Genomic DNA, 20,991 nt, shown 5'->3' with positions numbered 1-20,991 from the left:
GCGTTGTCAAAAGTGCGGGTTACACTGTATAGCCCCTGGTGAAAAAACATCACATCTAACACGCTCAAAACGCAGAGTGTACACTTTACAGGTTCATCATTGGGACAGAAACCCAGCAAATAACCAGAGAGGCAACCTTATAGCTCTTTGCAGTGCTTGTCACCTTTTATACCATAGGGGCGGAAAATCAAATGTTTCACCGGGGCAGCTATCTTTGTGGTAAATAAGTCATGGATGATGATACTCAAGAACTAATCGCAATTCAGCAAGAACTCTCAGGAATCAGCGATCGCCTGAGAAAGATTTTTCCGTCAACTCATCCCCAATTTGACAGCGTGTTTGAAGACGTGGGTGCAGCTTCTTATTACATCCGTGAAGCTGGTTATCGTCTGGAATCAGTTCTTATGACTGTTCAAGGTGATAGCGCAGGTTCTGCGAGTGATGCAGAGATTTCAGAAACTGAAATTGAATAAACTTCGGTGGGCAGACAACTCACGAAAGTCATCAGCAAGTCAGCCCTAACTTGAGGGGTACAGAAGTGTAAAACTCGCCGCATCGCCCTAGTACTAAAAACTTCGGCAACTTCCGCCACCCCCTCTAATAGGTGATCTGGTGATGATTCTGATTCAGCAATCAACATCGGGAAGTATGTACGGGCTAGCCACTTTTCATCATCGGTTAATTCAGCCAAATTTTTATTACTACCGCTATTAAGACTATCTAATAGCAAGAGTAATAATTTTTTAAAGTGCTGCCAGCCCCCCCAGCGTTGGGTAAATCGGCTCACCCATCCTTGGGTAGTGTCTATGATTTTGGCGATCGCCTTTTGTCCAATTTTCTGGTGTGACTGCCAAAGCTGGGTAAACGCTTTGACGATGGCGTGTCCCGTCTGCTGATCTCGGCTACCCGCTTCGGTGCATAGAGAGCAGGCATCGACAACCTCTAACTTGATTCCGGGCAGTTCATCTAAGAGAAAACTAAGGTCATAGTCAGCGCAGAAGTAGAATGTTAGCTCCACATTGGGGCGACGATGAGCGCGTAATCGCCCAATCTCTTGGATGATTTCTGCACGGATCAGGTCTGTGAGATACTTTTGGAAAGCGCTGTTTTCATCTTCCAGGTTGACTGGTTCCCCAGTCATCACCTGATATTGTGCGGCTAAAACACCGATGTTTTGGTAAGGAATGCCGAAACTTGCGATCGCATCACACTCACTAAACCTGTTAACACCACGCCCATCGACAAAGTGACCGTATTCTGTGTGGCCCTCGGCTTGGGTTGCAATCTGTTTCCAATCGATAATCCCAAGGGTGGGGCAGAGTTTTTTCAAGGTTTCTTTGAGGGCATTAACACGAGTGCTAAGTGGAAGAGAGCGATTTTTGGGCAGTTTACCTAGCCCAGTGACGTTGACCACTTTTAAATTGTCGTAGTCTGGGCGTTGTTGCTCAATTATTAACACAGGCTCATCGATGCCCAGTTTCAATTTCAACTGCTGGGATTTGAAAGTGGCATCAAGGTAAATATTAAATTTGGCAGATTTGGCCAATTCAGTATGTTTGGGGTTTCGGCGGTAAATGCTGAGTACACCCCATTGAGATTGGAAACTACCATCACCCTTCCAAGCTTCCAGGAAGTCAGGCAACCAGTAATTAGGCAAGTCAAGAAACTCCCTCCCGGCTGTTCGTGCGCTGTCTTTAACTACCTTTTTGGCAGCATAACGAGCCGCAGCACTTTTTTTGAGTTGTTTATCTTGGGTAATATCAATTGAATCTAAGTCTTCTAAGAAAGTTAAATCAGGTTCTGAGGCTTGACCAATTGCTTCGATATCTAAGCCTGTGGGGAAAGGGGGCAGCAGCGCTCGGATGCTGGCATCATCAAATCCGTAGCGGTCATTCGGTTTAATTTGCTGAGTAAGCAGTTGGTGTAAAACTTTTAGTGCAGGTTGCAGCTGTGATAGAAGATTTGGTTCTAACAGTAGCAGCTTGCCGACAGTAGTTTCAAAATCGCCTCGGTTCACATCAACATTACGCACGGGCTTGATGAGTGTACCAGCTTCTTCCCATAACCGCCCAACAGTGAAAGTTTGGTCAGCAGCGTTAGTTAAAGTGACAGGTGTAGAGTCTGGGTGCGCTCTGAGTTCGGAGTAATTTTGAATAACTGTGCGCTTTTGAAAGCGGAATCCAAAACCGTCCCCGTAAGCAAAACGGCACTGATTCTTAAGGGAACAACCGCCACAGATGGGACTAATACCGCTCTCTTCAAAATCAAGGCTGGTAAAATTCTTGTTACGAAATGCGTTAAATAAGTAAGTTCTGTGACAATTGCCGTCAGTGTCGGCAGTCTCACCCGCTTTAGTCCACAGTTTAAAGTCCGAACCTGTAGGAGTTTTGCGGGTGGGGTCAAGTTTAAAGCCGTTGTGCCGCACTGGTAAGTCAACAAAATTCGTCTCAATGGGCAGTGTGGACGGGTTTCTATGGTTGGCATCCTGGTAAATTAGTTTATCAACGCCAAATAAGGCCGCCGTCAGTTGTCCAGCGTTGTAAGACTTGCCCAGTCCTGGATGGGAATTATCTAAGATTTGCGTCCAGCCCTTGGATACGGCCTCTACCCATGCGGAAATGTGTTCATCCGGCTGGCAAGAGATAGAGATATTGCCTGTAACTTCGCTTATGTACGGGATATTGCCGGGCTTGTAAATAATTACATTGGGCGAAGGCGTGTCAATTTCGGGTAAGGGCTTGCGTGTTGGTGGGGCTTTAAATCCTTTAAATATCGAAGAAAATGGAGCGATCGCTTGCTTTAATAAATTTTGGAAGCTGCTCAAGTCCTCTCTGACTCGCCCAAGCTCCCACTGTTCACGGCTAATTACTCCTTTGGGCTGGTATGGTTCATACTGCCGTTGCGGGAAGCGAAAGCCATACTGCTTGGCGATGTGAAACAGTGTGCCGATCGTAATTCCCCCACGTCTAAAACTGCGAATCTTAGCGTGGATGTTCCAAGTTGAGCCTTTGATGCTGGGCGACCACTGTTCGGCGATGATTTCGGCATCCGTTGCCCCATAATGGTTAACCAGTGCCATCAACACCTGACGGCATTCGTCGTAGTTACCGCTTCCTGGGGTACGTGGTGGGATGAATGAAAGCGCGTTCTGGATTAGCTGGTCAATGTCCCAGCCTTCAGTGACGGAAATCTCACGCCACTCTTTACGCCGTGACTCAATTTCTTGGATTCTTTGCTGATACTCAATACGCTCCTGCTGCGCTAGAGCGATCGCTTCACTTATCCATTCTGCTGGTAAAGTGGCTTCAGGGTTGACTAGGGGGAATTCTGCTTCTGTGCTGCCGTAGAAAACACGACTTGCATCTTTACAAGCTGGGTCATGCGGTAACTGCTGCATGAGGAAGCGTGTACAAGCTTCTACAGTATCAGCACCCTGAACATATTCGGGGAGAAGGAAAACCAACCGGAATTTATGCCACTCTGGTTTATGGCTGGCTGTGGTGTAAATTAAAGCACAGTGTTTTTTAATGAAGGGATGGGCTAGGGCTTCTTCGATCGTTAATTGGTGATCGTAAACTTTGATATAATTCCCGTTTTCGTCCTTGATTGGTTTGTCATAAGCATCACGGGCGATATTAGAATTATCAATGTCGAGTAGTAGCCACTGAGAACCGATTATATTGGCCTTACTGCGCCATTTACCGTTTAACAGTCCGGCACAGATAGCGTGACCTGCTTTAATATGTTCTTGAACATCGGCTAGAGTGCCGAATACATCAATGAAGTTACCGGCCAGCTTCTTAAAGTCCCAGTCTTTGTTTCTGCCAGTGGCGTTAAACGCAAACTTGATTATGCGACTCTCAATCAACTCAAGTTTTGTCTTTACAGCAGAAAAAGTTTCTGATTGGCCTGCTGATTGCGCCGATACTGAGTTATGAGATTGTTGTAATGGTGACATGAGAGCTATTCCTCCTGAAGTGTGTTGGAGGAATTGGAGCTATCCCGAAAGTAATCTTATATACAAGTGTTCAGAAATCGAATCTGGTAAAATTCCTGAGTTGCCGTTTTTTGTGTAGCCAGTGTTACAATTGCTTAACACTCAAAAAGGTTTGATAAGATTACTATTAGGGATATTAATTAGGCGGCGAAACCTATACCCCAATTCCAATTGAAAGCCCGTTTGTCTCATCGAGACTTAGGGTTTTCAGCTTTTAGCCTATTCGTACTTGGCTAACCAAGCCTTGATGAACTCGGTTACTTCCTCCTCTTGAATTACAAACGTAGTACCTTTTCTCCTGAGAGCCAGAATTTTCATACTGCCCATCTCAGAATAAAGATGTGGGTTGTGGTCAGATGCTGCCTGAGTTGGACTCCATAAGACCAAAACTTTTCCTGTCGGTGTTTTTGTTACCTCTTTCGAGGACATTCCAAACAAATCTCTATTTTTAGTCAGCCATCTCTCGTAATCCGATAGCTCAACTAATGGGCAGGGTTTCCAGGTGGTTAAACCATTTTTATCTTTCTTTTTCACCTGTAGAATTTCCCTTTTTTCGTTGTAGACCACCTGACTATCTCCCCGTGAACGAATGGAGATAAACAGATGTGTCTTTCTCGGAAACCTAATAAACAAGTCGATGGGGTTCTTGTCTTCGGGCTTTAGCACTGGAAAGACTTGTATACCCTGGCTTTTAAACTCATTCAAAAGTAGGGCTGTTAATTTTTCCAGCCGCGCAAGTTTTTGAATTCGTATCAACGGCTTGTAAGCCAATCCAAAAAGAACCCATCCAAATGGATGAATTATGCCTCCTGTAGCCAGCGCAGCAGCACCAGCCGCTAGAGCTTGAGTGGACGCATAGTCTTTCGCCTCCCTAAGCATCTCTAATGCCGGTTCGTTGTGCGGCGGGAGTTGAAAATCGGTTGGTGGGTCTTTCACTGTAGTCATTGGAGACAACAAAATTAATGATGTGAAATTATACGAACTTTACTGATAGTAATGTTTGACACTGGATTTTGAGCAAATAGCCCTACTTTCTGTAAATAGGCCAGAATTTCCCTTAGAGCGTTTTTTTCTGATTGGCTTTCTTTGGTCATGCTGTACCCTTACCTTTTTTGCCCTTGGGTGTGGAGGAAGGTTGCTCATGATTTGCTAGCCAAAGGCTAATTGCTTCATCTAGTGCATCGCTTTGGGTTATTTGCAAAGCAGTGCAAGCAATTTTAAAGTTTAAAGCTTTCTCCTTTGGTATGTACCCGCTAACTTGAGTGAAATTTGGATCGTCTCGTCTTGTTACCACATCACTGTTTTCTATTTGTTCTGAAAACATTTTGACATTACCTCAAGAAAATTAGTAAAACATTACTTCATTACTTCATGAAGTAATGCTATCATAGCACTAGCAAGCCAAAAAACGACGCATAACATAGGTGACAGAAGCCGGAAAGCGAAGTGATGGCAAGCCCTTAACTGGATATGTGGATTTAAAGCGATTTAGCCTCTAAATTCTGCAAAGCCAGGAAAATCAAGAATTTACCAATCATCGGAACCATGACAACGACATACACCAATGCCAAAAACTGGCTCGTCCAAGCAGACTTGTTAGCCAAATCCGGGCTAACTGACCTCATCGCGGGGAAAGACTCAGGTGCAGGGTACGGCAAGGCAATCATCGGTGATTTTTCGATCATGATGCCAGCCGTATACTCACTAGTTCGCAACCGAAACATCATGCACCACGAAACCATCTCAAAAGATGGGGCATGGCTGCGATATGTAGAAGGAACTTCACGCCTGGACTTAAAAGATGTTCAATTCTTTTGGGGCAGTGCGGCTCTAGCTCAAAGTGACCACACCTTGCTACACGAGGACAAAGCCAAAAAAGCAGAACTGGCACTAGAAAGCATCCTTGCAGATTTGGCAGTTCTCAATATTCCCGATGGAGTCAAGCTAGAAATTAGTTTGAGCAATCACAACCCGGAACGCTGGGCAAGTGAGATTAAACGCAGAGTAGAAGGGACTCACACCTTTGAACATCTGCACCCACTTACCCGTTCCATTGTCAGCAAGACAGTTGACATCGTGGTGACAGGCATCTATCCCGAAGGTTTTGGAAGCATTGCCCACTGCTTATTCGGTGAAGCATCTCTGGTACTTGACCCCTCAGAATTAGCGATCGCACTCGATATCGGTTCATCAACTTGGTTGGTAACTGTCTTTAATGGCAGTGGTGCAGTGATTGACCGTCACCTGATAGAGGGTGGTTGTGGTGAACTGCATACCATGATTGCAGAAGCTCTCGACAAACGAAATGACCGAGTGAGTCTGCTATCCAAGGATGTGAAACACTCGCCCAGCTTAGTGAACCAGGGAATTGTAGAAGGGACTTTCACATACGGCGGCAACCACCTTACTGGTAAAAAGTTTGAAACCGAGTACAGCCAATGCCTAGACGAATGGTGGAGTAACAGGATTGAGAAATTCGCCAACTTTGTGACTGCTGGTAATTATCTAGACCGCGCTAAATACCTTGTCGCCTGGGGTGGGGGTGTTTCTCTGCCCGTGGTGGATCAAAACTTAGCCGGTTTAGGTTTTGTGGTCTTGAATAATCCCCAATTCATCAATGCCTTGGGGTTGAAACTATTAACTCAAATTGCAAGAGGAGCCTAATCAATGAATTACGAATCTCGGCGTATAACCATCTCCTACCTAGCAGTAATTGAATTGTGCAAGATGTTTGATTTACCCCAAGACGCGCCCACACAAGCATTATCAGCAGGTGTAGAGAAGCTGATTTTTCAACATGGCAATGTCCAAGCATCACCCAAAGTTGAAACAGCGCAATCTACACAGCCTAATAAATCGGCACTTAGCGCAATGGTCACTAATTTCAAGGGGGCAGCATGAGCAGAACCACATTTAGAAACACGGTTTTAGGCATTGGTGCAACAGCAGCAGCGATCGCAGTTGGCTACTTTGGAGTCCAGTATTTCGGCAGAAACAATATGTTCACCATCGCCGCAGCCGTGGGTGGCGCAGGGGCTATCAGCTATGTACTTCAAAAGCCGAACCAGCCACAATCCCCAAGTAATCAGCCAGAACCCCAACCCACACCGATGAAAACTCAAAGAAAAGGAAGGAAGTCATGAGCGACCAAGACACTGTGCAAACACAACCATCGCTAACAACTACCGAAATCATGACCATCATCCTCGGTTGCGAACAGACTTTAAGGTTCGTGCAAGCATCCCCAAATTACAAACAAATCGAAGCATCCGAGCGGTTCAGTACATCGAATGACTTAAAAATAGGTGATGCAGTCCAAGCTTTGATGGAGATTCACGAAGCAATCCTAAATATCGAGTTCTACTCCCAAGTTTGAGGAACTTATGTTAGAAACGACAACTTTGCAACGTAACCATTTGTACCAATTCCGTGGTCAACAACTGCGCTACAGCCATCGCTCTAATTGTCGAGTTAATGCGCCTTTCATTTTCAAGGACTCCAAAGGTAGACGCTTTGAACTAAGCCAAAACAAAGTGCAGGGGGAGGTTTTTGAACTTGTTGAATTTTGCGAGAACTGATGAGAAGCGATTGCCCCGACCGACCAAAGTAAGTGCAATCGCCTCACCCGAAAGTGCATCAAGTACACATCGTTACAAGGATCTTAACAGCATGGCACTCGATTATAGAAATCCCAATGATTGGGGACGCTCACCTCTGACCGACTCCGCCCTAAGAAAGCAGCAATTCAAAGTAGAAAATCCTGAACAATGGGCAGCAATGATTTCGGCAGATATTGAAGCACTCTCCACACCAATATTCGAGAGTGAAGATTACCCACCTTTCACCGGAACGGAATTTCTAGCGACTCATTCAACCATTGATGACCATCCATACTCTGCTGCATTTGGTCAATTCTTGGGTAATGGGATTGACGCGGACATTGCAAATATATTGGCGTTTGGTGAGAAGAGATTTGATTTAATTTCTGATGATTTTGATGATCCCATAAGGCAATTAGCAACGAGAATTTATAGCCGATTTTCAGAGATGGGTTACTGGGATGAAGTGCCCCAAGAGCCGAGCGATATCGACTACGACAACATACCTTATTAGGAGAATAGCGCAATGGACTTTGCAATACGTAATCCGGTAGTTGGTCATAGTTCGCATATCGACGAGAAAGCGCAATCTTGGGGAGGATTTGAGTCTGATATTCTGGGCTATCTCTCCGATATAAATAAGCTCGAACAGTTTGCGGATTATGCGAATAATGCCCAAGAGTTAAGTGATAGATTAGAGCCATTTTTGGACAATGCCAAGGTGGTCTTTGAGGCGATGGAGAAGCTAACAAAAGGGCAGGTTACTTGGACAGAACTTCGTAAACAATACGGCTCTCATGTAGCGGGTGCAATTGGTAAAATCCGTAAACTTAACGCTGAATTTGACAGCGAGATGAGTAAAATAGATGCTCAAGATAGAGCCGACTTGTTGCGGATTGACCAGAAACGCAAACACGCATTAACCGAAGTTGCAGCCCAATTACATCAAGATTTACAAACTGAATTGTGGCGGCATGAAAATAAAATCAGCAGCATAGAAAATAAGCAAACTGTGCAAGCTGAGAGGCAAGCAATTACTACGGGATTGAGAGAGAAACGCCAACAACTTTTAGCCCGTGCAAGGTTTGGCTCAAGGGCATTAGAGCCAAATCAAATACCCCAAGAAGTCATACCAATTCAATCCCAAAATCATGCACCAGCATCAAGTGTTTCTGCAACCGGAACAGTTCGCGGTTGGGGTGCAATGTTGGGTAATTTGTGGCAGAAGTTAGGCGATAGATAATCAATTAATTAGGTAAGGCTGATGCTAGTAAGGAAACGAAATGAAGATCCTCATAGCGTCAGCCCTTTTTTGCATGAAGGGCTGGCACAAACACCACAATCAACTAAGCAGCAGAAACAACCCGAACAGTTACCACCACTGCCAGAAAACAATCGAGGTAGAACATTTAGACGTGCTGGTAATGCCTGTGAAATTGTCGCTGGCAGTTGCTTAAATAGTGCAGTGATTTTCACCTTTCACCTATTGCAAGTTCACCCAGTTGGAATGTTCTTAGCTGTTGGTACTGCACACTTGTATTTTACTGCCACTGCAACAGGTGAAGGGTTCAATAATTTTGTCACTAATCTAATGACTGGTTGCAGTGCATCACTGGCGTTATTGTGTGCGCTATCCTACCCTCTGAGTGAGTGGAATGAAGCGAGAACTTCTACTGATACAGCTAAGACTTCTATTGAGTCGGTTTATAAGCCAAAAACTGCTGAATCTTCAAGTTGGATGGATGGTGCAGGAGTGGGCATATTTCTAGCGATATTAATGATTTTTCTATTTGGTGGTAGTCAGAGGAAATGAATTATTTAACCGACAAACATAAACAGTTATCCGAGTCACAACAATCGGGTTTAATGAAGTGGTTCGGTCAGTTGCCGATGGACAAGAAAGCTGTTGCAATTGGGCTGAGTTTAACTGTGGGTATTAGCTCGGCTGCGATGGCGTGGAAAGGGGAGTCAAGCGACCGCATTTATTTCTGCGTTCGGACTCCCCAGAAAAAATTGGTATGTCAGGATCAGAATAACAGACCATTCCGCATGACCCCCTATTACTGGGAGCAATGGAAACAAGAAGGAATGCCGCGCCAAATAGTGCGTAACCCAGCTATGGGGGTAAACGGACTTGTGAAAGCGACCAACCAATACAAACCGTTGTGGGCGTTTGGTGGATTCTTGGGGTTTGCGCTTGCTGGGTGGATGTTGCGCCATTGTCAGTATGAGGAGAAGCAGAGAGCAGTTTTTGAAGACATCGCCCAAAAACGGGATGCTGCGAAAGCAGAGATGGCGGCACGTTCCGAGTTACTAGAGAGTTACCGAGATGTTGCGATCGCAGAAGTCCAATTGCAAGCCGATTTAGATTTGATAGCCAATGATCGCACTGTTGATATCACCAAAGCCGAGATTTACGCCCACACGGAAATTGAAGTTACCCAAATGGAGGCAACTGATGCCATTTTTGAGGCGCAAACGGCGGGGATGACCGAGCAACAGAAGGCGGAGTATATTAAGCAGCTTCGTGAGATGAAAACGCCCTATCTGCAAGGGAGTCAGACTTTACAAGGGACGATTGACCCCAACGATAAGGTTACTGGAAATGAACAGTCAGCGATCGCTCCCACTGACAAATATCGCTGGATCAACAACACCATCGGCTACCCCACTTTGATATTTGGTGGCATGGGTGCAGGTAAGTCCTGGACTACCAGAGAAATTATTTGGAAGAAAGTACAAGCCGGATGGAACATCGTAGCGCTTGACCCGCACGGCACACAGGTCGAGTGGCGAGGTGTGAGGCTGATTACTGGCTACAAAGAAATAGCTCTCTTCATGCAATGGTACATGGCTGAAATGCGCCAACGCTATGAAGATTACCGCAAGAGTGGATTGACTGAAGAACAGTGGACAGAACGGTTAAGAAATAGCGGCAAGATGCTATCAGTTATCTGTGAGGAATTTACCACTTGGACGGATAACATTGTTGAGCCAATGCCAGACGATTGTGAGGATGAAAAATGGAAGCCCGACCCTGATTTTATTGGTAAATGGTTTCGCTGTGCCATGACTGAATCTCGCAAACAATTAATGATTCCTTTGTTCGTAGCTCACGACCGCACAATGGAGATTTTAGCCAAAGCCAAAGGACTATCAAAACTTCGAGATGCGGCACTGTTAGAAGTAGAACTAATCGCAACTATTGACCCAATTACGACAGAAGCAAAAGCTAGCGGTAGGGGTAGGATTAAGCTACCTGGGCATGGGCAATGGATTGATATTGAACTGCCTAAACTTGACCACAAGCGAATTGATTTTCGGCTTGATGAATCTAGAACAGTTAATGACCCGCCAACAATCGATAAAGCCACTTTAGAGCGCATCTATGAACTGGAATTCAATCTTGGTAACAAAGCAGGTGACACCCAAGATGAACCGAAAAAACTATCACCCCAGGCGCAAAAGCTGTATGAATATCTCACCAGAACTGAGAGAATTACAGCCGATGTCAGAGAGTTTAAGGGCAATTTTAAAGTGGCTGGTGAAAGATTTACTGTTGAGCAAATCAAGGGCTGGATGTATGAAATTGTGGGGGCTGATTTGGCTGATTGGATAGCCGAGGGTGTTATCAAGCTCAATCAAATTTAGCCGCTTTGGTGTCCGCGTGTCTGCTCCCAAAAACCCCCTTTTTTCGCGGACATCGGACATCAGACACCACAGACACAAAACCATGAAAGCCTTATACAGGCTAGACATTGGCAGACACAGCTACAGACACAAGCCTTATTCCAAGTGTCTCTTGGTGTCCGCTAGACACCAATAATCAATCAGCCCTCTAAACAGCCCAATTTTATTACAGAATTATCAAAACAATGCTGAAAATTGTAATCATTGAAAGAGAACCATTTACTTATGAGAATTTGGCTTACCAGAAGTGATTTTCTCTATACCCATTTTTAAATAAAAAGTGGGAAAAGTGGGAAAAGTAGGGTGTTACTAACTAGCTATTGTCTAGTTACCTAATAAGGTGTAACTTGATAGCTATTCGTCGAGTACATTTAAAAAAATGAAAACAAAACTGGTATCTAAGTTAGTCTTTACACTAAGCTTAACTACTGGAATTCTTAGTCTTAACTGGGTAAAGCCAGATGTAGCTAAAGCTCAAACTGCTGACTGTCCTTTAACTAATGTTTGTGTGTGGAGTGAACGAAACTTCACTGGTACTCGTTCAGTTTTTACTGTTGGTGTACTGGATGTCTCTCCCATTAGTACATATTCATGTACATTCAATGGAAGCATAAGCACACCAATTGCCCGTTCAATACGTAATAATTCTTTGTGCCCAGTAAATTTATATATAGATAAAAATCGACAAACATCTGTTAATCAAGTTTCAGATAACCAGGAACTCGCTGATAGTGGAGAATTTCGCAGTATTAGCAATACCGCAAGTAAAAGATATGGTGGGGTTGACCTCCCAAACCCTCCCAACCCTTTAGGAGGTCTTTTAGGAGGTTTTTAACGCTCTAAAGCCTTCCTAAACTCCCTACCAATCTCCTAAGCAACAATCCTGATTTAGTTCTCAGAATACACTCAGCGACCCCAAGCTAGTCCAGTAATGGCATTGCTAGGGGTTGTCTTATGGATTTGGATTAGCTCATTTAACAGGATAAGCGGCTGTAAAGACGATTATGACGGAATATATAAATCCTAAAGTTCTGACCTGTTATCAAAGGCAAAACCCTCGCCACACACCGCTAAACAAGCCTTGTCACCTACGACGGGAATTCACCACCGCATCTCAGACCACGCCCAAAAATCACCCCAATTTTTCACAAGCTCCCCACTGCCACGCCCAAAATCTCGCCAAAGTTAGCAGCGATCGCACTTTTCTTGATCTACACAGCCAAAAATGTATGTAACCCATATACAGTAGGGTTATTGGACTACTTTAGTCCTGGTTAATGGTTGCTTTACTTTTGTGCAGATTTTCGCCAATGACTGATACCCGTTAAGCCTTACCCAGCAATAGTTACAGCTTGCATTAGATATGCAGATTTTCCTATAAAAGAATGCAAGAATAACTGCACTGGATGGATATGAGTCAGGAGAGTGTCAACAGCCTCTATGGGATGTCAACGTCCCGTGCAAGGAAGAAGTACCAAAGTGCGATCGCACAGTTTGAGGAATATGACTATTGCGGATTATACCTGCAATTGGTCAACGTGCAGCAAGCATAAGCAGGTTTTATCAGCCAACGCTGGGATGCGGGTTGTAGCGGTTGGGATTGATAAGCAGAGATTAACTGAGTCTAGTGGTTTGAAGTTGCTCACGAAATAGATAGCTTTCCAGCCGTTTACATTGTGTTTCTACTGTTAGATCATGTAGGCTAGACCCTATGAAAATAAATCGTTTCGGCAGAGCAGAAATCCTCACCCCTGACCAAATCAATCTCCTATTTAACGAGGGCTTTGTCAACCCAAGAGACAAAGCTTTATTTGGGGTGTGCCTTTATGCTGCCTGCCGAATCAACGAAGCTTGCACTTTGGCAGTGAAAGATGTGTTTGGCAGCAACGGTGTCAGAGGTGTGTTAGTACTACGCAGTGTCAACACCAAAGGCAAGCGAGACACAAGGGAAATCCAAGTGCATCCCAAGCTGAAGCAGTATTTGGAAGAGTACAACCCCAACCGCCGCAAGGAGTTTTTGTTTCCCGGCAGGCATGGACTCTTACATATTCACAAGGTCAGTGCTGATAAAATCCTCAGAGATACCTGTGTGCGGCTGGGCATTGAGGGCGTTAGTACCCACAGTTTTCGGAGGACTGCGTTAACCAGGATGAGTGATGCCGGGATACCGTTGCGCCACATACAGGAGATATCTGGACATCGGACTTTGGCAGCTTTGGAGCGTTATTTGGGGGTAACTGAGAAGCAGAAGCAGAACGCTATCTCTGCTTTGGATTTTTGAGCAATAAACTGTTGATGGGTAAGTTAGTAAATCAAGAAAGTGCTTTATGTAATTTTTCTTTACAACGTGTCCGATTTTGCATTTATTTCGCCACCCTCCTTATATGGCCTGACTAAGTTTCTATTTGCAATCACTCTTCCTTCCCACCAGTCTGCAACTCCTCTAAATTCTTTCGTTTCTCCAATTAAATAAACCGCTCTATACCACCAATCTTTTATTACAGAATTCAGTAATATTACATATTCAATGATTTTTTTTATTTTTTGGGCATTTAATAAAAATAGAAAACTTTCTTGAGTAATCAATATTAATGAGCCTTTAATAAACAAAAAATAAAATGGATAATGATTATTTTGTAAATTTTCTACCTTATTAAATATTACCTTCCAAAGAGACTTTAATTGTTCTTTGCTTGAAATTAAATTTGTAAGATTATTGCTATTTGAATCTTGCTCATCAACTAAATAACATAAAATTTTAGATAATTGCCTTGGGTAAAGGTTTAATATTAAAAATCCCCAAATAGTATACAAATCTTGTCCACAAACTTCTTTTACAAATTTCTCGTACAATATACTTGCTCCCTCATACATTCCTTTATCAATTAATCCTTTTTTCAAGATTTTCTGGATATCAGAGCTAGTTTTTTTTGAAGCACTTTGTAAATTTAATTGATTAATTGCTTCTATAAAACAGATAGGGAAAGTTATTTTTGGATCAAATCCTTGAATATGCATATTGTCAATGGACTCAATCGGCTTTTTTATATTTTTACTTATTAAATAAGCTATTTCTTCTAAAATTACATAAATATTTGAATTTTCTGCTGTTTTATAAACTTCAATTATCCAGTCAAAGCCATTTTTTTTAGCATAATTTTGAGGTATTTGGCAACAATTTAGCATGGCTTTATACTTTTCTTCGTGCCTGTCGTCTCCGATTAAAGAAGCTAAAAGTAATGCAGCACGCAAGGCTAAATTTTCATCTTTATTCCAAAGAAAATCAACTAAAGTTTGTAATGCGTAAGGAGTACCAATACCGACTAGAGCATCGATAACCTGATAAACAGAATCAGTAATTACAACCTTTTTAATTTCAGGTATGGCAATATTGCCCATACGGATCAATGACTGATCTAGTATTTTGCGGAATTCTATCTTATGTAAAGTTATATACTGCTTTGCTATAACTTCTGCTCCACTTGTTAAGTTAGTCAGCGATAAAGCATTTGCAGCTGCTTTGCGGCGGGAATCTGTTTCACCTGTGTTCTCAAGGGTTTCTTTTAAAAAAGTGAACACATCTGTACGTCTTTTATTATCCGCAGCCATAGAAGCGAAAGCATGATTTACTATATCCTCATTTGCATATTCTCCTAGCCGAGATTTAAAGCTATTAATAATTTCATCAGCTAATGTCAAATCAACTTTTTGAGCATCAGCCAAACACTCAAACGCAACAACTGAATCTACTGTACGTACTTCTTGAATTAAATTTGTACTATCAGAAGCTATTCCACACCAGAGTTTAAGAGTTTCACGCCAAGTGTCAGGGTCAGCTTTAAAGCGACGAACTAGACCATCAGCATCCTCTCTCAATTTACAGGCAGCAAAAAATTCCTGTAACGTTAAATGAGCAAACTGATAGCGTTCACCGCCATCAATAGCAAGTAGTAGACCATTACGTTCCACAATTTCAAGCAGAATGGCTCTTGTGCAGTCAGGCTGAAGATTGAGGTCAGGGAGTATATTCATCACTTCTGATTCAACAGTTCTCCAATCTAAGCTGCGATGGTCTTTCCCTTGCTGGTTAGCATTGTCTTGAAAAAAAAGTGCTAAGTGTTCAAGTATAAGTTTTTTATCACGCGCTTGAAAATGGTTGCGTTCTTGATGCCATTGTTCTAATAAAATATTTGTTGCTTTTTGATAAAACTCTGCTCTTGAATGGGGTAAAACAAAATCAGTATCAGCATAAAGATAGACAATAATGGTTAGCATTAGCGGATTACGTGCCAGAGCCATAATTCGCGGTCGGTCATGCAACATTTGCATAAGTTGCTCAACATATTTGCCTGCTGGTATATCTGCCTTCCACGAAAATATAAATTCACGAATCTGTTGGTCGTTGAACTCAGCAACTTCTAGTGTCTTTTCAACTACCTCATGAAACTCATCTCTGTAGACAGTCTTGCGACAAGTAATAACAACTGGACACTTTAGATATCTATCTAATAAATTTTTTATTTCATTAACTACCCGCTCACGAGAATCACTATTTACCTCATCCAAACCATCAAACAGCAGTAGCAGTCTACCTTTTTCTAAACTTTCAGAGACAAAATGTTTGGCGTTGGGAAACCCATCTCGATCAAAGGCATCCTCTAAGTGTTCTTGTATGGTCTTTTCTGAAGAGCTTAATCGGTGTAATTCTAATAAAATTGGAATACATTGGAATTTCTTAAATAAGCTAGACCAACGACCATCAGCATAACAAAGAGCAATATGCCTTAGCAGCATTGTCTTCCCAGAACCAGGATAACCTTTGATCATAAGTCGGCGATGGTTAGTTATAGCTTTAAGGGCATCAATTAACTCATTGCCGTTAGTACCTGTAACTTTTAGTGGGACATATATATCTTTTAGTTTTAGAGGTTTATCAACAGGTCGAAACGAAATTTTTAATTTCTCATACTTCTGTTTGAGTTCTTCTCTGTATCGGTTTAATGCAACACCCCGTAGTAACGGTACTCCTGATAGTTTGCTATAAATTTGATTTCCTATAGTTTCAAAAAAGCTACTAACCCATTTGGTAAAAGTATCTTTAAAAATTAATACGAAAAATAAAATTACAGCAACAAACCATCCATTTTCAGGCTTTAGTTGCTCCCATAAATTTTTCTTTTTTGCTTCTAATTGCTTGGTGTATTCGTCATCGTATATTTGCAAAATTTCATCATCGTTTAAGCCAGGGGATTTTTTTCCGTACAGCTTAACAGCATAATCATTTCTTCTTGAAATATCGTTTTCTACATCATTCTTAGCCAGTTCACGAATTTTCTGTTCGATTATAGGACGGGGTGTAGGGGTAGGAGATTGAGAAAAGCTGGGTACGGCTGACGTAGAAAGCACCAACCACAAAGTTAGTATAAATAGAACTGCATATAATCGTTTCTTGAGGTCATCCGTGATACTAATGTGCATAGCTAGGGCAGCCTTTGTATCTTTTTAACGATTCTATAGTTAATTACGCTTAAACAAAAGTACAAAAGATATGAGACGGCTTTGAGTGATAAATCTCGTGCGGACATTACCAATTCCCTAGATAGGGAATGCAATTGGTAAAATCGCCGGATGCGATCTCCTATTGCCTACAGAAAACAACGCGGGGAGGTGGGGCTTGATATCAAGGTTCACTGCTTCATGATGGGCCGGCCAGGGCTGGGGCTAATTTGAATAATTTGATTAATCGTCACAGGGGTCAAATGAGCATCCGTTCCGAAAGTTACGCTAAGGACTCGATGAGCAACTTTCATTACTGCGATCGCCAGAAATAAAACTGTACCAGTTGAAGCCTCTGAAATTTATAAGCTTCAAACCCTTGCTGTGCCGTATTAAATTCTTGTACCAAATAACTTATAGGTTAATTGGTACATCGAGAATTGTAAAACATATCTATTTCCATAATGCTTATCCAGTAAGGATTACAGCCTTAGCGTAACTTTCTGTACGATTGCTCATTTACCCCCTTTCTTTGCTTTTTCTCCTCCAAGCTTTTGACTTTGACCAACACCGGAATATATTGTTGAATCAACCACGTTAAAGTCTCAAGAGTTGAGTTACCTTGATCAATGCGGATTTTGGCTTGTAAGCCAATTAGGAATAGTTGCATTGCTAGTAATAAAGCAATGGTTTTAGCGAGAATATCTTGACGCTTCCCTTTCATTTGTTTTTCCCCAAAGAATTGATAAATACAGGTTCTCTTTAGGGTCGTGTCCTTAAGCAAATACCCCAAACTTGCGGAAAATGCTTTAAAATCAGGATTTAATTAGCTTGGGGTATTAGTTTTAATTTGGGGTAGCCCCAAACTTTCTGATCGATTTTGGAAACGCAATGGCGCGAGAACCTAGTAAAGGCCCTGTAACTCAAAAGCGAGTAAAGCGTCTGTTGGCGGCGTTGCTTTGTTTTGCGGCTGGGGAATTTGAAGAGGATAACTTTAATATTAAGTACGACTGGAAAGAAGAAGACAGTGCTAACCTCAAGCTGACTATTAAAACAACTCTGGTAACTTTAGAGTTGTTGACGCTAAAAGACGAATATCCAGGTCAGTTAACTAAAGCGCAAATTCGAGAAGCGTTGAATTTACTCAAGGATTTTGTAAAAATTCTGGAAGATAACCGGATTCAAACCCAGGGTTCTGATGAGTGGCACTTTAATTTAAAGCTATGGTCAAGGGATAAAGAAAATAACCTGAAACGGTTTGATGAGGTATGGCAAAGCAACAAATCAAAGAAATCTCAACAGCTAGAAGCGAATTTCACTGAAGATGAGGGTGTTGCTGTTGTACCCCAAACTAAACTGGCGATATTTCAAGCGCCACCTTTACCTGCACACTTTGTCGAACGCCCAGAATACAGCGATGAATTAAAGACTCGCTTCCTCACAGAAGATAATCGCACTTTGGTAATTACGGCGATTCACGGTTTGGGTTCTGTTGGTAAATCGACCTTAGCAGCAGCTTTAGCAGTAGATGCAGAAATCCAAACTTGGTTTTGTGATGGTATTTTGTGGGCTACATTAGGTCAACAGCCAGATGTGCTGTCTTTAATTAGTGGCTGGGTGCAAGCATTAGGAGACTATAGCTTTAAACCTACCAGTGTGGAAGCAACTACTAATCATCTGCGGACGCTGCTTTATGACAAAGCCGTGTTGCTGGTGGTGGATGATGCATGGAATACGCAAGATGCACAAGCGTTTAATGTGGGTGGGGTGCGGTGTCAGGTTTTAGTAACAACTCGTGAAGGGGCAATTGCTGATGCCTTAGCAGCCACCACCTACAGTCTGGATATCATGAAACCAGATCAGGCAATGGCATTGCTGACGAAGAAATTAAGACGCGAGATTACAGGTGCAGAACGTCACTCAGCCGAAAATTTAGCCAAAGGTGTTGGTTATCTCCCCCTAGCGTTGGAACTTGCAGCCGCCGAAGTTGCTAGTGGTACGACTTGGGATGAACTATTGGCGGATATTCGGCAAGAAGTAGCGAGATTAAGAAGTTTTGACCGACCGGAAGCCGAAGAAATTACCGATGAGGCGAGTTTAAAACGCCTGAGTTTAACGGCATCATTAAATTTAAGTGTCAAGCGAATGCCTCAAGAAAAGCAGCAGCATTTCGCTTGGTTGGGGGTGTTGCCGGAGGATGTCAACATTAATAAGATGATGGCGGCGACGCTGTGGGCAATGGATGAGCGTGATGCTGCCAAGATGTTGCAATATTTACGGAATAAGGCATTGTTATTAACAGGAGTACCGCTTACTGATGGTACGTCTAGCTATCGGTTACATGACTTATTCCATGATTTAGCGTGTAATTTGTTAACTGCTGCGCTACAGCCAAAGCGGACAGGAGATTTGCCAGGGGTAGGTTTTAATCTTACTGATGCTCATGCTGCTTTTTTGGAGAAATATCGGCAGAAAACCCAGAATAATTTATGGCATACCTTGCCTGATGATGGCTACATTCATCAGCGTTTAGTTTGGCATTTGGAGAAGGCGGGATGGGTTGAAGAGATTCACTCTTTATTGCGGGAAGAGTCAACAACCGGAAATAACGCCTGGTATGAGGTGAGGGAGAAGTTGGGACAACTTGGGGGTTACATCACAGATATTTCTCGTGCTTGGGAATTGACGGAAGCAAATTGGACTGAATCAACCTTGCCGCAAGTGCTAGGTTTGCAATGTCGCTATGCTTTGATGATTGCATCGCTTAATAGTTTGGCAGCTAATGTACCAGTAGAATTGCTCGTGGCGTTAGTCAAAAAAAAAGTATGGAGTCTGGAACAAGGGTTAGCTTATGCGTTGCACAAACCAAAACTAGTAGAGAAAGTGAAAGCCTTGGCAACATTAGTTAACTATTTAACTCCAAATCTAGAAAAACTAGCACTATCAGAAGCTCTAGCAGCCGCTAGGGTAATTCGGTCTGAGTATTTTCGCACTGATGCTCTTTCAGCATTAGCGGAGAAACTACCAGAGTTGTTGCCAGAAGTGCTTGCATCTGTTAGGACTATTAAGCCTGATTATTTTCGCGCCCAAACTTTAAGTGCATTAGTAGCAAAACTGCCACCAGAGTTGTTTTCAGAAGCACTAGCTGTTGCTAAGTTTATTCAGGATGAATATCATCGCGCCCAAACTTTAAGTGCATTAGCAGACAAAATGCCGCAGGTTTTACCAGAAGCACTAGCTACTGCTAAGTTGATTCAAGATGAATATCATCGCGCCCAAGTCTTGAGTACTTTAGCAGACAAAATACCTTCTGAATTGTTCCCAGAAGCACTGGATGCTGCTGTATCAATTCAGTCTGAGTCTTCTCGCTCTCTTGCCTTGAGCGCATTAGCAGCAACGCTACCCTCAGAGTTGTTACCAAAAGCGCTAGCTGCTGCTAGGTTGATTGAGTCTGAGTCTTCTCGGGTTTATGCTTTAACAGCCCTAGTAGAGAAAGTGCCAGATGCAGTGCCAGACGCATTGACTGCTGCTTGGTTGATTTACGATGAATATTCTCGCGCCAAAGCCTTAACAGCCCTAGCAGAGAAAGTGCCAGAGCTATTGCCAGACGCATTGTTTGCTGCTTTTTTGATTTACAATGAACATTCTCGCGCCAATGCTTTAACAGCATTATCAGAGAAAGTACCAGAAGTGTTGCCAGACGCATTGGCTGCTGCTAGGTTGATTCAGGATGAGTATTTGTCTGCCCATGCTTTAAGTACCTTAGCAGAAAAATTGCCAGAGGTATTACCTGAAGCATTGGCTGCTACTATCTCCATTCAATTTGAGCCTTCTCGTGTTCATGCCTTGACTGATTTAGCAGACAAACTGCCGCCAGAGTTGTTAACAGATGCACTGGCTGCTGCTATGTCGATTCAGTTTGAAGAATATCGCACCAATGCCTTGATAGCTTTAACAGACAAACTGCCACCAGAGTTGTTACCTCAAGCACTGGCTAGTGCTATGTTGATTCAGGATGAGTATGATCGCGCTAAGACCTTAAGCGTCTTAGCAGGCAAACTACCAGAAGTCTTGCCAGAAGCATTGGCTACCGCTCGGTCAATTCAGTCTGAGTATTATCGTGCCCATGCCTTAAGAATCTTAGCAGGGAAACTGCCACCGGAGTTGTTAACAGATGCGCTGACTGCTGCTCGGTCGATTCATGATGAG

19 protein-coding genes are annotated in these 20,991 nt (G+C 42.9%); 14 read left to right on the top strand and 5 right to left on the bottom strand.

Translation table 11 applies throughout. The features are described 5' to 3' along the window. Nucleotides 1-230 precede the first annotated feature (230 nt). On the top strand, nt 231-473 hold the full coding sequence (locus ABF638_RS22085) for a hypothetical protein (RefSeq protein WP_435025117.1): 243 nt from the start codon (nt 231-233) through the stop codon (nt 471-473). On the opposite strand, the gene ABF638_RS22080 is transcribed toward ABF638_RS22085, so the two are convergent. The 3 genes from ABF638_RS22080 to ABF638_RS22070 form a co-directional block, all read right to left on the bottom strand. Continuing rightward, nucleotides 413-3,958, bottom strand: a complete 3,546-nt coding sequence (locus ABF638_RS22080) for a PriCT-2 domain-containing protein (RefSeq protein ID WP_435025116.1) — start codon at nt 3,956-3,958, stop codon at nt 413-415. The genes ABF638_RS22085 and ABF638_RS22080 overlap by 61 nt on opposite strands. A 258-nt stretch (nt 3,959-4,216) precedes the next feature. After that, the gene (locus tag ABF638_RS22075; RefSeq protein WP_185585980.1) at nt 4,217-4,942 is read right to left on the bottom strand and encodes a hypothetical protein; all 726 of its coding nucleotides are present in this window, start codon (nt 4,940-4,942) and stop codon (nt 4,217-4,219) included. A 145-nt stretch (nt 4,943-5,087) separates the two neighbouring features. Continuing rightward, nucleotides 5,088-5,321, bottom strand: coding sequence for a hypothetical protein (locus tag ABF638_RS22070; protein ID WP_185585979.1), 234 nt, complete (start codon nt 5,319-5,321; stop codon nt 5,088-5,090). Nucleotides 5,322-5,542: 221 nt separating this feature from the next. Here ABF638_RS22070 and ABF638_RS22065 point away from each other — a divergent pair, with 221 nt between their 5' ends. The 12 genes from ABF638_RS22065 (at nt 5,543) to ABF638_RS22010 (ending at nt 13,567) form a co-directional block, all read left to right on the top strand. Beyond that, the gene (locus ABF638_RS22065; RefSeq protein ID WP_435025115.1) at nt 5,543-6,661 is read left to right on the top strand and encodes a ParM/StbA family protein; all 1,119 of its coding nucleotides are present in this window, start codon (nt 5,543-5,545) and stop codon (nt 6,659-6,661) included. A gap of 3 nt (nt 6,662-6,664) precedes the next feature. Further along, nucleotides 6,665-6,898, top strand: a complete 234-nt coding sequence (locus tag ABF638_RS22060; RefSeq protein WP_435025114.1) for a hypothetical protein — start codon at nt 6,665-6,667, stop codon at nt 6,896-6,898. Continuing rightward, nucleotides 6,895-7,140 carry a hypothetical protein gene (locus tag ABF638_RS22055; protein WP_435025113.1) on the top strand — a complete coding sequence of 82 codons (246 nt, stop codon included), beginning with the start codon at nt 6,895-6,897 and terminating at the stop codon, nt 7,138-7,140. Before ABF638_RS22060 ends, ABF638_RS22055 begins: the two co-directional genes overlap by 4 nt. Further along, the gene (locus tag ABF638_RS22050) at nt 7,137-7,373 is read left to right on the top strand and encodes a hypothetical protein (protein WP_435025112.1); all 237 of its coding nucleotides are present in this window, start codon (nt 7,137-7,139) and stop codon (nt 7,371-7,373) included. Before ABF638_RS22055 ends, ABF638_RS22050 begins: the two co-directional genes overlap by 4 nt. A 173-nt stretch (nt 7,374-7,546) precedes the next feature. Continuing rightward, complete coding sequence (locus ABF638_RS22045; protein WP_435025111.1) at nt 7,547-8,110, top strand: hypothetical protein; 564 nt, start codon at nt 7,547-7,549, stop codon at nt 8,108-8,110. Nucleotides 8,111-8,122: 12 nt separating this feature from the next. Continuing rightward, on the top strand, nt 8,123-8,839 hold the full coding sequence (locus ABF638_RS22040) for a hypothetical protein (RefSeq protein WP_435025110.1): 717 nt from the start codon (nt 8,123-8,125) through the stop codon (nt 8,837-8,839). A gap of 21 nt (nt 8,840-8,860) precedes the next feature. Beyond that, a complete protein-coding gene (locus ABF638_RS22035) occupies nt 8,861-9,409 on the top strand; it encodes a hypothetical protein (protein ID WP_435025109.1) in 549 nt (182 codons plus the stop codon). Further along, nucleotides 9,406-11,247 (top strand): hypothetical protein, encoded by a 1,842-nt coding sequence (locus ABF638_RS22030; RefSeq protein ID WP_435025108.1) that lies wholly within the window; start codon nt 9,406-9,408, stop codon nt 11,245-11,247. Before ABF638_RS22035 ends, ABF638_RS22030 begins: the two co-directional genes overlap by 4 nt. Nucleotides 11,248-11,665: 418 nt before the next feature. Next, entirely contained in the window at nt 11,666-12,121 is a 456-nt protein-coding gene (locus ABF638_RS22025; protein ID WP_435025107.1) for a peptidase inhibitor family I36 protein, read from the top strand. Nucleotides 12,122-12,290: 169 nt separating this feature from the next. Next, entirely contained in the window at nt 12,291-12,521 is a 231-nt protein-coding gene (locus ABF638_RS22020) for a hypothetical protein (protein ID WP_435025106.1), read from the top strand. Between the two features lie 177 nt (nt 12,522-12,698). Next, complete coding sequence (locus ABF638_RS22015; protein WP_435025104.1) at nt 12,699-12,839, top strand: hypothetical protein; 141 nt, start codon at nt 12,699-12,701, stop codon at nt 12,837-12,839. Nucleotides 12,840-12,997: 158 nt separating this feature from the next. After that, nucleotides 12,998-13,567: a tyrosine-type recombinase/integrase gene (locus ABF638_RS22010; RefSeq protein WP_435025103.1), complete on the top strand. Its 570-nt coding sequence runs from the start codon at nt 12,998-13,000 to the stop codon at nt 13,565-13,567. A gap of 59 nt (nt 13,568-13,626) precedes the next feature. On the opposite strand, the gene ABF638_RS22005 is transcribed toward ABF638_RS22010, so the two are convergent. Together ABF638_RS22005 and ABF638_RS22000 are read right to left on the bottom strand one after the other, a co-directional pair. After that, nucleotides 13,627-16,764 carry an NACHT domain-containing protein gene (locus ABF638_RS22005; RefSeq protein WP_435025102.1) on the bottom strand — a complete coding sequence of 1,046 codons (3,138 nt, stop codon included), beginning with the start codon at nt 16,762-16,764 and terminating at the stop codon, nt 13,627-13,629. A 508-nt stretch (nt 16,765-17,272) separates the two neighbouring features. Continuing rightward, entirely contained in the window at nt 17,273-17,506 is a 234-nt protein-coding gene (locus ABF638_RS22000) for a hypothetical protein (protein WP_435025101.1), read from the bottom strand. Between the two features lie 167 nt (nt 17,507-17,673). Here ABF638_RS22000 and ABF638_RS21995 point away from each other — a divergent pair. After that, nucleotides 17,674-20,991 (top strand): NB-ARC domain-containing protein (locus ABF638_RS21995; protein WP_435025100.1); only part of this gene is annotated, 3,318 nt, incomplete at its 3' end.

Origin of the sequence: Nostoc sp. CALU 1950, assembly GCF_051172895.1 — a bacterium.
In the GTDB taxonomy this organism is placed as follows: Bacteria; Cyanobacteriota; Cyanobacteriia; order Cyanobacteriales; family Nostocaceae; genus Nostoc; species Nostoc edaphicum_A.
This window is presented reverse-complemented; position numbering and strand designations above follow the sequence as displayed.

Bases quoted from the DNA above. Each gene is read 5' to 3' on its own strand.
- ABF638_RS22085 (WP_435025117.1), top strand. From the start codon at position 231: ATGGATGATGATACTCAAGAACTAATCGCAATTCAGCAAGAACTCTCA.
- ABF638_RS22080 (WP_435025116.1), bottom strand. From the start codon at position 3,958: ATGTCACCATTACAACAATCTCATAACTCAGTATCGGCGCAATCAGCA.
- ABF638_RS22075 (WP_185585980.1), bottom strand. From the start codon at position 4,942: ATGACTACAGTGAAAGACCCACCAACCGATTTTCAACTCCCGCCGCAC.
- ABF638_RS22070 (WP_185585979.1), bottom strand. From the start codon at position 5,321: ATGTTTTCAGAACAAATAGAAAACAGTGATGTGGTAACAAGACGAGAC.
- ABF638_RS22065 (WP_435025115.1), top strand. From the start codon at position 5,543: ATGACAACGACATACACCAATGCCAAAAACTGGCTCGTCCAAGCAGAC.
- ABF638_RS22060 (WP_435025114.1), top strand. From the start codon at position 6,665: ATGAATTACGAATCTCGGCGTATAACCATCTCCTACCTAGCAGTAATT.
- ABF638_RS22055 (WP_435025113.1), top strand. From the start codon at position 6,895: ATGAGCAGAACCACATTTAGAAACACGGTTTTAGGCATTGGTGCAACA.
- ABF638_RS22050 (WP_435025112.1), top strand. From the start codon at position 7,137: ATGAGCGACCAAGACACTGTGCAAACACAACCATCGCTAACAACTACC.
- ABF638_RS22040 (WP_435025110.1), top strand. From the start codon at position 8,123: ATGGACTTTGCAATACGTAATCCGGTAGTTGGTCATAGTTCGCATATC.
- ABF638_RS22035 (WP_435025109.1), top strand. From the start codon at position 8,861: ATGCTAGTAAGGAAACGAAATGAAGATCCTCATAGCGTCAGCCCTTTT.
- ABF638_RS22030 (WP_435025108.1), top strand. From the start codon at position 9,406: ATGAATTATTTAACCGACAAACATAAACAGTTATCCGAGTCACAACAA.
- ABF638_RS22025 (WP_435025107.1), top strand. From the start codon at position 11,666: ATGAAAACAAAACTGGTATCTAAGTTAGTCTTTACACTAAGCTTAACT.
- ABF638_RS22020 (WP_435025106.1), top strand. From the start codon at position 12,291: ATGACGGAATATATAAATCCTAAAGTTCTGACCTGTTATCAAAGGCAA.
- ABF638_RS22015 (WP_435025104.1), top strand. From the start codon at position 12,699: ATGAGTCAGGAGAGTGTCAACAGCCTCTATGGGATGTCAACGTCCCGT.
- ABF638_RS22010 (WP_435025103.1), top strand. From the start codon at position 12,998: ATGAAAATAAATCGTTTCGGCAGAGCAGAAATCCTCACCCCTGACCAA.
- ABF638_RS22005 (WP_435025102.1), bottom strand. From the start codon at position 16,764: ATGCACATTAGTATCACGGATGACCTCAAGAAACGATTATATGCAGTT.
- ABF638_RS22000 (WP_435025101.1), bottom strand. From the start codon at position 17,506: ATGAAAGGGAAGCGTCAAGATATTCTCGCTAAAACCATTGCTTTATTA.